This is a genomic window from Flavobacterium cauense R2A-7 (assembly GCF_000498475.1).
In the GTDB taxonomy this organism is placed as follows: Bacteria; Bacteroidota; Bacteroidia; order Flavobacteriales; family Flavobacteriaceae; genus Flavobacterium; species Flavobacterium cauense.
Genome location: NZ_AVBI01000026.1, coordinates 13,583 through 28,706, shown reverse-complemented (window position 1 = coordinate 28,706; position 15,124 = coordinate 13,583). Strand labels below are relative to the sequence as shown.

Genomic DNA, 15,124 nt, shown 5'->3' with positions numbered 1-15,124 from the left:
GTTATTGCAGATAACGTCCCGTGGCTTTATGAAGTGGTGGTTTCTCTCTCACGGAACATTACAAATATACCGAAAAGAATGAACCAAAAAAGTGAATTTTTAAGCAAGAAGTGCGAGCACAAACTTTTCCAAAAAATCACCAAGCCCCGCCATTTCATAAAACCACTGTTAGCGGTAGTTTTTATTAATTAACAATCTTCTGGATATATAATTGTTGGTTTACTAGTTAAAGTTATTTTAGTGTGAATTTCTTTGAAAGTATTCGGAATACAAAAAGTTAGTAACAGCAATAAAAGGCAAATTCCAGATAAAATTTGTTCTGTTAAATTTTTTTTTATTGGATTTTTAATATAGAATGGAATGACTATGCAACACAATATTATTCCCAAAAAACTACCTCTAATCCAATTACCATTCATTGGTAAAGCACCGTCACAATCTAAAGCAGGAATTGTTGGTTGAAATATTAGATCGATAATAAAATTCCCTAAGGATGTAATTAAGATGAGTCCAAAAAAAAAGATCAAAATAAAATTAGTAAAAAACGATTTCTTTCCAATGGCCACCAACAATAAAGCGATGGATAACAATGCAATAAAATAATTCACAATTTGTTCTTTAACTTCGAATTTAAGAAATACGCTATAAGTTAAAACTCCATAGAATATATATGGTAGTATTTTGAAGCTTAATCCTAGTAATTGTGATTTTTTCATTTGTTGCATTAAGTTATTGAATTCTCCGATTCGTTTGCAAAATTACCGCTAACGTCCCGCCGGCTTTGAGCAGGTGGGGATTTTTATTACTGATGTTTACAAATATACCTAAAAGATTGAAAGAAAAAACCTCACTTCGGAGAAGAAAGTGCAAACACTGGTTCTTCCCGATATGCACCAAAACCCCACTTGCTCAAAACCGCTGTTAGCCGCAGTTTATTATTCGTAAATTTTATCAATAATCAAACTTCTGGCAGAATCATTTACAATTAAATTTCCTTCGATAGGAGATAGGTTCTTTCCTTTGATTAAATATTTATTGAAAAAAATATTATCAGTTTGTGTACCGATATCTTTTCTAAGCAATTCTAAAGTATCTTTATTTATTTTATAATCTCCTTTATAATAACACGACATGTGGTGTCCCTGTATTTTGATTAAAAAGGAATTGTTTTCCTTTATTGACAAAGTACTTCCCATAAATTCATTTCCTGCGGTAAACTTTTTTGGACTGTCAAGCCATTCGAAATTAAATGCCAAAGTGAGAACTAATATGGTTACGATTGTAATTATTAGAGGGATAAAATTAATTGCTTGTTTGTTTTTGAAATAACTGTAAATAGAAATGCTAATTGAAATTATAAATGTTACTAAGTATAAAACGCTCAATAAAATAAATAATAAACCATGACCTATACCATAACAATAATCACCAAAATGAAATTGCATTTTAATAATTATAAAAGCCAAAAAAAGAAGTGTAATTGAAATGTAGTGTTTCTTGTTAATGTTCATGCATTCATGTAGTTATGTCTAAATTGTGGCTAACGTCCCGCCGGCTTTATGAAGTGGCGGATTTTTATTACTGATGCTTACAAATATACCGAAAAGACTGAAAGAAAAAAGCCTCTTTCGGAGAAAGAAAAATATTCACTGACCATTACCGATTAAGACTGAACTTAGCCATTTCATAAAACCGCTGTTAACTGCTGGTGCAATAACTTATTTTGAAAGTTCTTTTTTAAATAATTTTCTTAACGGTTTAATTCCATTTCCTAGTATTTTTGTTTTCTCCATAAGTTTTATTAGCTCAAGCATATCAAAATGAAATCTTCGTTGTGAATCTTCGTTGTGAAAATAAACTTCCCAAACAGCACCAGAACCTCCCCACATATTTATACTATTTATTTCCTCAATAAATTTTAGATAGTCGTTATTTAATAAATTCTCAGCAATGCTTTTGATTACATTAGCTTGACCATATAGTTCTCCAGCCGTAAGATTAGATTCAATATTATTTAAAACTATTAAGTATTCCGTTCTTGCATTTTCTATAAGTTTAAAGACTTCTGTTTTATCAGTTTCAACTCCTAGTAGTTTGTAGATTCGTTGGAAAATATTCATAGTGAATTAATTGTTGTGTGTTTTTTTTGCGCAATCTTGGGAGCACTTGCAGTTAACGTCCCGCCGGCTTTGTGCAGGTGGGGATTTTTGTTACCGTTGCTTACAAATATACCGAAAAGTTTGGAAGAAAATTTTCAAAAAAAAACAAAGACTTTTTGAGCCAGCTCGTTCCATTATACACTGAAACCCCACTTGCACAAAACCGCTGTTACCGGCAGTATTAATTTTTAGACAAGCCAATTTTACATTTTTCTTCAATATATTTCATTTGGTTTTCTTCAGTTTGATATTCATTTCCACAAAAAAACTTTGGGGTTAGTTTCTTTCTTTGTTCAATATATTTCAACGCATCAGAATATTTTTTTTCTTCTAAGGCAATAAAAGCTAAATAAATTAAGGACTTTCCTTTCTGTGGATTATTTAATATAACTTTCTCAAAAGTTGCTTTTGCTTCTTTATTTAATCCTAAGTTATATTGCGCTTCAGCTTTGTTGTAAAGTGCATCAAGTAATAGTTCGGATTTTGGAAACTCCTGAATAATTTTATCATATTCATTAATAGCTAACTTTTGAAATTGATCGAATATTTTATTCGCAATATTTGCTTCAATTGTATCACCACTAAGCATCATTTGCATTAAATCGGTTTCATAATGAACAAATTGAAGAGTCTTTGCACGTTCATAAATAATTTTATCATTATCGTTTTGAGAAAATGATAATAAAGGAATGAATGTAGTTAATATTATGAGTATTTTTTTCATCGCTTGCGTTTGGAAATATTGCCGGTAACGTCCCGCCGGCTTTATGCTGTAGCGGATTTTTTATTACTGATGTTTACAAATATACCTAAAAGTGGAAAGAAAAAACTTCTTTTTAAAGAAGAAAAGCAAGCACTGACCAATCCGAAAAATCCCAAGCCCCGCTATAGCATAAAACCGCTGTTATCTCTATAATAATTCTGCAAGTACCCTTTTGCACTTAAAGTACTGTATTTATTGACTTTATAAAAAATACTAAAGCAAATTTAAGCATAAAAAAGCATCAAAATACTTGATTTGTTGTACCAATTGTTGTACCTTAGTACTCCGTTGCACTAGAATGAAACACTAGTAAAATCAATACTTTCACTCGTTTGCACCGCTTTACAAATATAGTACAACATTTCTAATATTCTATAATTATGGCATCTATTAAATTAATACTACGCACCAACCAGAAAGATCAAACAGGTAAAAGCCCTTTGTACATTAGAATTATAAAAGATAGAAAAACGAAATTTATCACTGCCGGACTCAAGCTTAAAGAAAGTGATTGGGATGAAGCAAAGCAGAGAGTTAAGAAAAGCTATCCTAATAGCGCGCGAATGAATGCTGCACTTGCTCAAAAAATTGCCGATGCTGAAGGACAAATTGCCGACATGGAACGTAAAGTAAAAACCGTTTCCATTAAAAAACTAAAGGAAGCCATAAAAGGAAAAGAAGTACCAAATTTCTTCGAGTACTCACGAAAACATTGTGAACGAATCAAAAACAACGTTTCCATTTCAACTTATAAAAATTACCATGCCTATTTAGATAAGTTCGAAAAATGGGTAGGAACCAAGGAAGTTTATTTTGACGACATTACAGTTTCATTGTTGATGGATTACATGAGTTATCTAAGCAACGAACTAAAAAACGGAAATACAACACAACGATATTCCATTATGATTTTGGCAATTATGTTCAAAGAAGCCATCAAAGAAGATTTAATTCCTGAGTACATGTATCCGTTTAGTAAGTTGAAATTAAAGAAAGACCCAAGCAGAAGACAGTTTTTAAAGAAAGAGCAATTCGAAGCGATTATCAATTATAAACTAGATGAAAAATCAAAAGCGAGTGTATATCGCGATATGTTTATCTGTTCAATTTTCGCTGGAGGATTACGATTCAGTGATGTATTAGAATTTCAAGTAAAACACTTCAATGAAGAAGAAAGAAGAATACAAAAAGTAATTCGCAAAACAGGAAGAATGCATCAGTTTAAAATAGGTCAGTTAGCATTGGACATCATCAACAAATACAAAAAGGAAGATGCAGAACAAGACGACTTTATATTCCCTGTAATCACAAATAAAGAGCTGTATTTAAAGAATGATGAATACCGTTATACTTTTATAGAAAGTGCCAATAAAGCAGCTAATTTTCAATTACAGCGCATAGCAAAGAAATTAGAAATTCCAGTAAAAGTAACATTTCACATAAGCCGCCACACTTTTGCAACAAATGCTTTAAACAACGGAATGCGAATAGAGCACGTTTCAAAACTAATGGACCACCGCGATATTAGCACAACCCAGGTATATGCTAAAATCATTTCAGAAGAATTAGACAAAGCGGTTGACAACTACATCTACTAAAACAGAACGAGAGTAATTTTTATAAAAAACTACTCTCGTTTTCTTTTTCGAAGGTAAATTTTACTCTTTTTTACTTTCGAAATCCAAAACCCTAGCAAATACAAGCCTTCGCAATTTTGTTAAAAACTTGTACGAAAAACAACGCAAACAGGTACTGAATTTGTTCTAATTTTAGGCATCCCAAATAGTAAAAAACTTCCAAAATCATATTGAAATTTACTTGAAGTAAACCTGAACTTCAAGCAACTATACCATTTCAAGTAGTGACATTGGAAAAAGTGTAACCAAATAACAAATAATGAACAAATTTAACACCGGCAAAAAACGTGAACTTGAAAGGGCAAAACATCAAAAAATCATTATTCTCAGAATGGAGAACCATCGACACAGCACAAAGTGCAGCTTCTATTTTTGACATTACGCACGACCAGGAACCCACACTGGAAAACTATTGTATTGCTTTACTAGAAAAAGTATTTACAATCCCACAATCCCAACTACCTGAATTCATTAACTACCAACTCCAACTTGCCCAAGACGGAAACACCTGGTTAAACAAATTCGAAAAATTATTAGCCAACAATGAAGAACTATTCTTTAGCCAAAAGGCATTGAGTAGATTCAATAAATTGTACAACATCATCGAGAAAAAACGAACAGAGCTGCAATCTTCGAGCGTAAAAGAAACCAAACAAATAACTCCGAAAAGGTTAATCAATGCCGAATCGGAAGATCGTTATTTTTCATTTTTTGAAATCAAACATCAGGTTGAAAAAATGGAATCGTTCAATGATCAAATCTTGTTTTTAAACGAAGAAATTTTCGAATACAAACAAGCCGACATCATTTCAATCAACAACAAGCTGCAAGCTTATGACCAGCAATGCGTTCAATTCATCGAAAAATTACAAACGCTTCGCAAAATGCGTTCCGAAATTGAGAAGGAAAAAGAACTAGAACTAGAGAAAAAACTAATAACTAAAAAGCTAAAATTCAACGGAAATCTAAACCAATTAGTAGATATATTCTACCAACTAAGTCGCGAACTATTTGTTGATGGAAAATCTTTTATAGATGCTTCCAATGGTGACATAGTAAATATGATCGTCAATAACTTTATCGACAAAGACAACAACGAAATAAGTCCCCAAACAGTCGAAACCATCCTCAAACCATCAAGAGGCGATAAACGACCAAAGACCCACAAACGAATAGACCTCGATAACTTACTCTAAAAAATAATAGTCCCTTGGGACCCGATTGGGACTAAGGGACTTTTTTTTACTTCACAATTTTGCTCCATAAACTTTTAAAAACTACGAAAATGGAAGCAATTATTTTAACAAAAGACCAGTACAACGACTTAATGGCAAAATTAGACGCAATTCAAAGCCAACTAAACGCCAAGCCAGACCCAAAGAAAGAAACCTTCTTAGACAATCAAGAATTCATTATGCTGATGAAAGTCTCAAAACGCACAGCACAAACCTGGAGAGATGAAGGCAAAATCTCATTCAGTCAAGTAGGAAGTAAAATCTACTACAAACTTTCTGATGTTGAAAAACTACTACAAGAACACTACAACAAATCATTCAAAGGAAAATAGTATGAAACAGTGCAACGGAACCTGTGAAGTTTGCGAATGCAAACTTTTAGACGAAACAAAACTGAACACTAATAACTGACCACTGAACACTATCAATATGGTAACAATCTTCAAAAACTTCAACGAAGTAATAGAACACAAAACAATTCCCGAAATCCTGCACGAAATCAAAACAGGAAAGTACCGACCAGGGATAACCTATTTGCGTAAATCATTAGCCGAAAACAAACTAGAAGCCTATGAAAAAGCCAAAAAATCATTGCCTGCATTCACACCTTCAGGAAAATTTGTGGGTGGAAGAAAAATGGAATTTCTGGAAGCATACTCCAATTTCATAATCCTAGACATCGATAAATTAAGTCAAACCGATTTACAAAACGCAAAACATAAAGCCAACCAATCTGAATACACCTATGCAAGTTTCATAAGTCCATCAGGCAATGGATTAAAGATTTTAGTAAAAGTAAACACTACAAAAGAAGACCACAAAGAAACCTTTTTAGCCATCCAAAAACACTATGAAACCCTATTAAACCATGAAATAGACAAATCCGGAAAAGACATAACCCGACTATGTTTCTACTCATTCGATGATAACCTTTATCAAAACGAAGCTGCAAAGACATTTGTCACATCGAGCGAAGTCGAGATGTATTTGAATAATAATAATTCAAATCAATCTTGTCATGCTGAACTCGTTTCAGCATCTAAACTGCCAACTGCGACTGCGACTGCGACTAACAGCGAAGCCATCTACAACCACTGCGTTCGTTTCACCGAAAAAAAAGTGCAATACGCGACAGGTAGCCGAAACGTATTCGTACACCAACTCGCGTGCAACCTAAACCGAAAAGGCATTTCATTAAACGAAGCACTAAGCTTCATACTAACAGACTTTGGCTATGATGAAAAAGAAGTAACACAAACCGTTCACAGCGCCTACGGAAACATTCACGAATTTGGTAAAGATGAAAACTTTGAAACAAACAAAAACAATAAAAACAACACAAAAAAATCAGACAATCAAAACCTGTCACCTCGAGCGGAGTCGAGAGGCGACTACTATGACGAAGACGACGAAGACAAACCAAAACCAACTCAAATCGACCGATTAGAACTATTCCTTTCAACAAGATATGTATTTCGGCACAACATGGTTTCTGGAAAGTTAGAGTTTCAGTATTTCGGCAAAAAGAAATGGCATGTAATGAATGACTTTATAGAAAACTCAATGCTTCGCGAATGTTTAAAAGGAAGAATCAAAACAAACCTTTCTTCATTGAGAAACCTATTGTATTCCGATTTCTGTGAATTATACAATCCGTTCGAAGATTACTTTTACAATCTGCCATCGTATGATGAAAAAACAGACTATATTTTAGAATTGGCAAATACGATAACCACCACAAAACAAGAACTTTGGCAAGAGTGTTTTAAAAAATGGATAGTGGCAATGGTGGGTTGTGTTCTAGATGACAAAGTTATCAATCACACGGTAATTGTATTTAGTGGAAAACAAGGATTAGGAAAAACCACTTGGGTAGAAAAACTAGTACCTAGAAAATTAAAAGAGTATTTGTTCTCTGGAACCATAAACCCGAACAACAAAGACACTTTAGTGCAGCTTTCAGAATGTATGTTAATCAACCTGGACGAATTAGAAAACCTAAACCGTTCCGAAATTGGAAGTTTAAAAGAAATCATCACAAAAACACAAATCAGAATGAGAAAAGCCTATGGACACAATAACGAAACCATGCCAAGACGCGCATCATTTGCCGGAAGTGTCAACACAGCGCAATTCTTAAACGACAGTACAGGTAGCAGACGATTCCTTTGTTTTGAAGTGGAAAACATCCAATACCAACACGAAATCAATATTGACAATGTATTATCCCAAGCCTTGTATTTATTTAAATCTGGATTCAGACATTGGTTCGACCAAGAAGAAATCAAAAACATCACCGAAAACAATGAACAATACCAATTACACAGCCCAGAAGAAGAACTATTGTTAACGTGGTTTTCGCCTTGCGAAAAGGAAAAGGCAAATATCTTTCTCAATGCTTCTCAAATAGCTGCAAAACTAGCCGAAAAAGCTAAAATAAATATAACTGATGGCACTATAAATAAGTTAGGAAAAGCACTCAAAAAACATAATTTCATTAGACTTAAAAAAAACGGAATCGCAGTTTATGCATTAATAGAAAACACTTGGGAAGACGTAGATAACAGTAATAAATTACTTGAAGAATAAAGAACAAAAAATCATCAATTTTATAGTGGAAAACTAGTGTTTCCACTTTTTTTGTATTTTCTTCTTTGTGTTACTTTATTTTACATTATTTTTACAAGGCAGGCAGGGTAACCAAAAAACACAAAAAACATTTTTCGTTTTTTTTCTTCTCAAACAATTGGGAAACATAAGATAATATCAACGCAAATTAATAAAGTATTCGTTCCTCTTTGCACTCAAACGGCCATATAAATCCGATTTATATTTTAAGAAAATATAAAATATCTTTTACTCTGAATTTGGTTACCCTACTTGCCCTAAATTTGTTTTTACTCTTTTGCTTTTGATTGCTTTTTAACTATATTTGTTGATTATACCTTCACTTAAAATCAAATGCTATGTCTAATCAAAATGTATATTTCATCCGCAAAGTCGGCAAAGGTGATTTTCAAATATATCACCTTATAAATATTGAAACATTCAGTATGTTGGATATCTTCTTTGAAACAGAAGACGAAGCAATTTTATATGCAAAGAAGAATAATCTAATGATAACAACATATTCAGAAAAACTGGTAGAGAATGCAAATGGAAAATAAAAATGCAAAACCTTTTTTAAAGTGGGCTGGTGGTAAAACACAATTGATAGGAGATATAGAAAATGTATTGCCAAAGAAATTTATTGCTAATAAATTCACTTATATTGAACCATTTGTTGGCAGTGGTGCCATTTTATTTTGGATGTTAAATAACTTTCCGAAAATAGAAAAGGCAGTTATCAATGATATCAATTCAGACTTAACAAACACCTATAGAGTTATTGCTTCAAAACCAAATGAGCTTATATCTTTATTGAAAGAATTCCAAACAGAATATCACAACATTGATACTGATACTGAACTCAAAAGAGAATATTATACAGCTAAAAGAACATTATTCAATACACGTTCAACAGATAAAGAAACACAAGCTGCATTATTTATCTTCTTAAATAGAACTTGTTTCAACGGATTGTTCAGAGTAAATAAAAGCAATGCGTTTAATGTTCCAATAGGAAGTTATAAAAAACCTATGATTTGCGATGCGGATAATTTATTAGCCGTTAGCGAAGCACTTCAAAAAGTAGAAATTCTTACAGGAGATTATCAACAAACACTTTCACATGCTGAAAAACCAGCATTGTTTTATTTCGATCCACCATACAAACCATTAAATAAAACCTCTAGTTTTAATTCTTATGCCAAGGATGAATTTGATGATAATGAACAAATTCGTTTAAGAGATTTTTGCAAAACCTTGAATAACTTAGGACACAATTGGATTTTAAGTAATTCCGATGTAAAAGGCAAAGATTTAGAAGATAATTTCTTTGATGATATCTATGAAGATTTCAATATTAACAGAGTTTTTGCAAGAAGAAGTATCAATGCTAATGCTGAGAAAAGAGGAAAATTAACCGAACTATTAATTACCAACTACTAAAATGAATAAACTTTGCCAATTACTCAATATAGAAAATGAAGATTTACTTTTTGAGCAAATAACAACCTCATTTAAAGATAAAGGAATATTACTTTGGGATTACTTTGTGAACTGGGAAAAGGTTTACAAAAACATCAAGCCCATAGAAAAAGAATTAAATCTTTTAAATGTTTTGATTGGTAAAGAAAACATTGAACAAGAAGTTTTTGAATTAATTAAAGAATATCCTCAGGTAATCAAGGCATTCCCTTTTTTAATTGCCTATAGAGATACTCAAGTTTCTATGCTTACCGATGTAACAGAATTTTTATACAAGGATTACGATTTTAAAAGCCGACAATTATCAAATGAAGATTGTCAAGATTTAGCAACATTTTTCATAAAATCTGGTTTAGGTGATTTAGTAAAAGATAAAAAAGTTAAAAATCTAGTTGATTATGTTACGGGGGTAGAAGTTGGTTTAGACAGTAACGGTAGAAAAAATCGTGGTGGAACCATGATGGAAAGCATCGTAGAAACATTTGTAAAAAAAACTTGTGATGAGTTAGGTTTACAATACATGAGCCAAGCCAATGCTAAAAAAATAAAAAGTCAATGGGGTATTGAAATCCAAGTAGATAAATCATCCCGTAATTTAGATTTTGCTATCAATAAAAATGGGGAATTGTATTTTATTGAATGTAACTTCTATGGCGGTGGTGGATCAAAACTAAAATCAACAGCCACTGAGTACGTAAAAATGAATGAATATTGGAATGCTCAAAACATCACTTTTATTTGGGTGACAGATGGAGCAGGTTGGAAAACAGCAATAAAACCGTTGAGAGAATATTTTGATAAAGCTGATTATTTGTTGAATTTAGAGATGTTAAAAAATAATAAGCTTATCCATATTCTGAAATGTTTATAAAAGAAATTAATATTAGAAACTTTAAATGTTTTGAAGATAGTAAAATTAGTTTTGATCCTAATTTCAATCTTATAATTGGTGAAAACAATAGTGGTAAATCAACCCTTTTTGAAGCTTTAAGATTATGGCAATTATCAATTCAACAATTTTATACAGCAAGAACAAGAAAGTTAGAAGACAATATTGGTTTTTATAAAAGATATTCATACAAAGCATTAGAATTAAAAGATCTTTCTTTTCTAAGAATACAAGATATTAATGATGTTTTCTGTAAAAAAGATAAGCCTTTTGTTATTGAATTGTGTTTTTCAAATAATATTAGTGATGCAAATATTTCAATAAGTTTTAAAAGAACCAGTAGAGATTCCCTTAACTGTAAATTAGGCTTTGATATTTCTGGTACAGATAAAATATCTGAAAAGGATTTATTAAAAATGTCTAATGACCTTTTTGAAGTAATGGGCATTGCAAACAATGATACTTTTAGAAATAGAATTAGGTTAGCTTATATACCTCCAAAATTTAATTTACCTAACAAAGAAATTTTATTGTCTGAAAAAAATGAATATATAACTGAGAATTTAATATTAGGTAATTCACATTTAGTTCTCCGTAATATTCTACATTCATGGTGTGAACTAAACTATAGAAGAGATACAAAAAAAGCCAAAATCTCTGAACTAAAAAATAAATTAACAAACTTAATTGATGAGTCAAATTTTAAAAGTAATTATTCAAATGTAATTAGACCTTACATTGAAAATGTGCTACTGGATAAAATTATATCTAATCAAAATGTTAAGAAAAAATCTTTAGAAAAAGTTGAAAAAGGTTTAAATAAAATTTTACATCAAAAATTTGATTTCAAAAGTTATTTAGATCCAACTAAGTTTTCAACATTAGCAATTAAAAATCACGAAGATAATATTGAAATATCACAACTTGGTAGTGGTACAATAAATGTATTGAATATTTTAAGTGTTCTTGAATATAATAATCAAACAATAGATAAAGCAGCAACAAAGTGCAATTTATTGTTGCTTGATGAACCAGATTCACATCTACATTCAAACTTACAGTCTGAGTTATTCAATCATTTAGAAAATGAATCAAAAGATAAAAACACTCAAATATTTATTATTACACATAATTCAAATTTGATTTCGCAATTTGAAAAAGTATTATTCATTAATAATAAAAAAGAAATTAATCCAATTCCACTTAGTAATTATCTAGAGAATCACCTAAAAGACATCGATGTTGTTCAGTATAATGTAATAAAAGAATTAAATGATGCTAAATTTGAAAAAGATAAGCTTCATTTACAATTAGAAGAGATTAAAAACATTAATAAACCTTTATTATATACAGAAGGTCCCTCTGATATGATAATTATTGAGAATGCATTTAAAAAACTATATTCATTAGAAACTTTACCATTTCATTTAATAAATGGATTTAGTTGTACTCAATTAAAAAACACTTTTGAAAACCCTAAAACATTTGCAAAGAATAGTTTATTTCCTCAAATAGCTTTGTTTGACTTTGATATTGCTTATGCTCAATGGAATGGTCTGTGGGGAAATAAAAATAATTATACAAAAAACATAGCTAATCCTTATATTCCTTTTGAAAAAAAGCATAATGATTTTTTAGGATTTGCTTTGTTATTACCTGTACCTAAAATTGAAAAAATAATAAAGCAAGTTGTAATAAAAGGAAATGAAACTTTTAATGAAAAATCACTATTATCTATTGAACATATGTTTTTTGATGTTAATAATTTAAAAGAGTTTTTTTTAGAGGAAGTAGCTCCTGGTGGTAATAGTGTAATTAAATTCATAAGTGATTCGAAAAAAATGAACTTTGCTGAAAAATCTAAAAATTTTACAAAAGAAGATTTTAAACATTTTATTCCTCTTTTTGAAAAAATAGCAGAAATAATTAATTACGAATTACCTAAAACAAATGCTTAAACCATATTTCAAATCCGAAGACAAAAACTTTTACCTTTTAAAAGGTGATTGCAAAGAGCTTTTGCCTCAATTTGAACATAAATTTGATATGGTTTTTGCAGATCCGCCTTACTTTTTATCCAACAATGGTTTATCAATTCATAGCGGTGAAATTGTTTCAGTAAATAAAGGAGCTTGGGACAAATCGGAAGGGTTTGATTTTATCAATGATTTTAATCGTACTTGGTTAAAATTGGTAAGAGAAAAACTAAAAGATAATGGTACTATCTGGATAAGTGGAACTTATCATAACATTTTCTCAATAGGACAATTATTGCAAGAGTTAGATTTTAAAATCTTAAATGTAATTACATGGGAAAAGAACAATCCACCACCTAATTTTTCATGCAGATTTTTTACGCATTCAGCTGAATTGATTATTTGGGCGCGTAAAAAAGAAAAGGTGCCACATTACTACAATTATGAATTAATGAAGCAACTAAACGGAAACAAACAAATGAAGGATGTTTGGAAATTACCTGCTATTGCTAAATGGGAAAAATCATGTGGTAAACATCCAACCCAAAAACCGTTATCAGTATTAACGCGTATCATTTTGGCCTCAACTAAACCAGGGGCATGGATTTTAGATCCATTTGCAGGCAGTTCAACAACCGGAATAGCAGCTAATTTGGCTAACAGAAGATTTCTAGGTATAGATATGGAAACAGAGTTTCTAGAAATAAGTAAAAATAGAAAATTGGAAATTGAAAATCCTAAAATAGCTTTAGAATACAAACAAAAAATAAGTGGTTTTGAAACTAAAAATCAATTACAAATGTATTTAGAAGAAGAAACACAAGAATCTTATTCAAAGGATTTGGAATTGTAATTGATGAAGTGTTTTAAGAAATACTTTTAAACTCAATATCCCACAATTCCATTTGATGAGTATTTACCATTGACATACAATCTTCAATAGCTTTTTCCTTAGATTCTTCATCCACAACCCATTCAACTGACAGTTTATTTAAACCTAAAAATTTAGAACTGTAATCAGAAATTCCACAACTTAAAAACATTTCTAAGTTTTTTTGTTCTCCGCTAAATTTTGCTGTTATTGTTCTCATTTTTAATAGGAAATTAAATAAAGTATAAAGATAATTTAAAAATTCTTTTAGTGCAAATAAGTGCAAAACTATAATAAATAAAATTACCTCATTCAGCTGCACAAAAATCGCTCCTAGTCCAAGTATTCCTAGCATCAATTCTTTGTTTGCTTCATTTCGTTAATTTTTGCGTTGCTAATAACTTCTTTAGTAACTTTGTATAAAATAGATTTTGCTATGGATACTTTTGAAAACACATATAAAGAACCAGTTCTAATAGTTAGAAACAACTTTGATATTCAGGAAGATAATAATAGTCTTGAACTAATAGCTAATAAACTAAATCAAAATCTAAAAGTATTCAGAAACAATAATTTACTAAAGGAAATAGAAGTAAATAATAATTCTGAAGCTATCGAATTCAACTTTCACAATTATGAAGAAAGCAACATTGAACATAAAATATTGGTTCATGGTGACGAAGCTTTCTTATTTCATGAGGAACACATTTATATTCATTTACCTTTTGAATTAGATTATGATTCATTGTTAGAAATGCACAATACCAATAAGCTAGTAGAAGACACATACTTTAAGTTACTATTTCAAAAAGTAAAAGACTTAGGTTCTGATGAAATTCATATCACAGTTTTTGATCCAGGGAATATGGAAGTCTTGACTGATAAAAATTGGTCAGAAATTGAACAAGTGTTACAAACAAAAGAAGAGTATTTTAAAATTGTATTCTAAGAAATATGAAACTAAAGAATTTACATACTACTAAAGTGTTTGACTTTTACACGCCTGATTTCTCAACAGAATTGGAACTACCATATGTTGATGTAGGTATTAGTGCCGGTTTCCCTTCTCCTGCAGATGACTTTATCGAATTAACAATCGACTTAAATAGAGAATTAATAAAACATAAAGACAGTACTTTTTTTGCCAAAGTAAAAGGCAATTCCATGAAAAACGCAGGTATTTTCGATGGAGATTTATTAATCATTGATAAAAGCTTGGCACCACAAGATGGTAAAATTGCTATTTGTCAAATAGATGGAGATTTTACAGTAAAAAGAATCAAAAAAGAAAATGACGTAGTTTGGTTAATTGCCGAAAATGAAGACTACAAACCCATAAAAGTTACAGAAGAAAACGAACTAATGATTTGGGGAATAGTAATCCATAGCATTAAAACATTTTAACCGTAATTTGTCATACTGAGCTTGCCAAAGTATCTCCTACAAAGTAGGCTATCCTTTTGAACAAAGTTCAAATAATACTGAACACTAGTAACTGAACACTG

The 15,124-nt window shown here is 30.8% G+C and carries 17 protein-coding genes; 12 read left to right on the top strand and 5 right to left on the bottom strand.

Translation table 11 applies throughout. The features are described 5' to 3' along the window. Positions 1-192, top strand: a 192-nt coding sequence (locus FCR2A7T_RS15280) for a hypothetical protein (protein WP_207382681.1), incomplete at its 5' end; no start/stop codon positions are given. On the opposite strand, the gene FCR2A7T_RS14440 is transcribed toward FCR2A7T_RS15280, so the two are convergent. From FCR2A7T_RS14440 to FCR2A7T_RS14425, 4 genes are all read right to left on the bottom strand, one after another. Continuing rightward, the gene (locus FCR2A7T_RS14440; RefSeq protein WP_131473139.1) at positions 189-716 is read right to left on the bottom strand and encodes a hypothetical protein; all 528 of its coding nucleotides are present in this window, start codon (positions 714-716) and stop codon (positions 189-191) included. The genes FCR2A7T_RS15280 and FCR2A7T_RS14440 overlap by 4 nt on opposite strands. Positions 717-935: 219 nt before the next feature. After that, the gene (locus FCR2A7T_RS14435; RefSeq protein WP_023572045.1) at positions 936-1,511 is read right to left on the bottom strand and encodes a hypothetical protein; all 576 of its coding nucleotides are present in this window, start codon (positions 1,509-1,511) and stop codon (positions 936-938) included. 207 nt (positions 1,512-1,718) lie between these two features. After that, entirely contained in the window at positions 1,719-2,120 is a 402-nt protein-coding gene (locus tag FCR2A7T_RS14430) for a hypothetical protein (protein WP_023572044.1), read from the bottom strand. 220 nt (positions 2,121-2,340) lie between these two features. Next, on the bottom strand, positions 2,341-2,883 hold the full coding sequence (locus FCR2A7T_RS14425; protein WP_023572043.1) for a tetratricopeptide repeat protein: 543 nt from the start codon (positions 2,881-2,883) through the stop codon (positions 2,341-2,343). 419 nt (positions 2,884-3,302) lie between these two features. On the opposite strand from FCR2A7T_RS14425, the gene FCR2A7T_RS14420 reads away from it, so the two are divergent. From FCR2A7T_RS14420 to FCR2A7T_RS14380, 9 genes are all read left to right on the top strand, one after another. Continuing rightward, a complete protein-coding gene (locus tag FCR2A7T_RS14420; RefSeq protein WP_035118819.1) occupies positions 3,303-4,520 on the top strand; it encodes a site-specific integrase in 1,218 nt (405 codons plus the stop codon). A gap of 332 nt (positions 4,521-4,852) precedes the next feature. Continuing rightward, the gene (locus FCR2A7T_RS14415; RefSeq protein ID WP_023572039.1) at positions 4,853-5,755 is read left to right on the top strand and encodes a hypothetical protein; all 903 of its coding nucleotides are present in this window, start codon (positions 4,853-4,855) and stop codon (positions 5,753-5,755) included. Positions 5,756-5,844: 89 nt separating this feature from the next. Then, on the top strand, positions 5,845-6,126 hold the full coding sequence (locus tag FCR2A7T_RS14410) for a helix-turn-helix domain-containing protein (protein ID WP_023572038.1): 282 nt from the start codon (positions 5,845-5,847) through the stop codon (positions 6,124-6,126). A 97-nt stretch (positions 6,127-6,223) separates the two neighbouring features. Next, on the top strand, positions 6,224-8,383 hold the full coding sequence (locus FCR2A7T_RS14405; RefSeq protein ID WP_023572037.1) for a VapE domain-containing protein: 2,160 nt from the start codon (positions 6,224-6,226) through the stop codon (positions 8,381-8,383). Positions 8,384-8,760: 377 nt separating this feature from the next. Beyond that, entirely contained in the window at positions 8,761-8,961 is a 201-nt protein-coding gene (locus tag FCR2A7T_RS14400) for a hypothetical protein (RefSeq protein ID WP_035118814.1), read from the top strand. Beyond that, entirely contained in the window at positions 8,945-9,844 is a 900-nt protein-coding gene (locus tag FCR2A7T_RS14395) for a DNA adenine methylase (RefSeq protein ID WP_199758446.1), read from the top strand. The genes FCR2A7T_RS14400 and FCR2A7T_RS14395 overlap by 17 nt, the downstream gene beginning before the upstream one ends. Before the next feature lies 1 nt (position 9,845). Next, entirely contained in the window at positions 9,846-10,754 is a 909-nt protein-coding gene (locus FCR2A7T_RS14390) for a type II restriction endonuclease (RefSeq protein WP_035118812.1), read from the top strand. Then, entirely contained in the window at positions 10,745-12,730 is a 1,986-nt protein-coding gene (locus tag FCR2A7T_RS14385; RefSeq protein WP_023572035.1) for an AAA family ATPase, read from the top strand. The genes FCR2A7T_RS14390 and FCR2A7T_RS14385 overlap by 10 nt, the downstream gene beginning before the upstream one ends. Further along, complete coding sequence (locus FCR2A7T_RS14380; protein WP_035118810.1) at positions 12,723-13,601, top strand: DNA-methyltransferase; 879 nt, start codon at positions 12,723-12,725, stop codon at positions 13,599-13,601. The genes FCR2A7T_RS14385 and FCR2A7T_RS14380 overlap by 8 nt, the downstream gene beginning before the upstream one ends. Before the next feature lie 13 nt (positions 13,602-13,614). Here the strand turns inward: FCR2A7T_RS14380 and FCR2A7T_RS14375 are convergent, their stop codons facing one another. Next, positions 13,615-13,974 (bottom strand): hypothetical protein, encoded by a 360-nt coding sequence (locus FCR2A7T_RS14375; RefSeq protein ID WP_035118808.1) that lies wholly within the window; start codon positions 13,972-13,974, stop codon positions 13,615-13,617. 81 nt (positions 13,975-14,055) lie between these two features. Between FCR2A7T_RS14375 and FCR2A7T_RS14370 the strand changes: the two genes are divergently transcribed. Both FCR2A7T_RS14370 and FCR2A7T_RS14365 read left to right on the top strand, forming a co-directional pair. Next, positions 14,056-14,568, top strand: coding sequence for a hypothetical protein (locus tag FCR2A7T_RS14370; RefSeq protein WP_023572032.1), 513 nt, complete (start codon positions 14,056-14,058; stop codon positions 14,566-14,568). 5 nt (positions 14,569-14,573) lie between these two features. Beyond that, the gene (locus tag FCR2A7T_RS14365) at positions 14,574-15,023 is read left to right on the top strand and encodes a LexA family protein (RefSeq protein ID WP_023572031.1); all 450 of its coding nucleotides are present in this window, start codon (positions 14,574-14,576) and stop codon (positions 15,021-15,023) included. Positions 15,024-15,124: the final 101 nt, after the last annotated feature.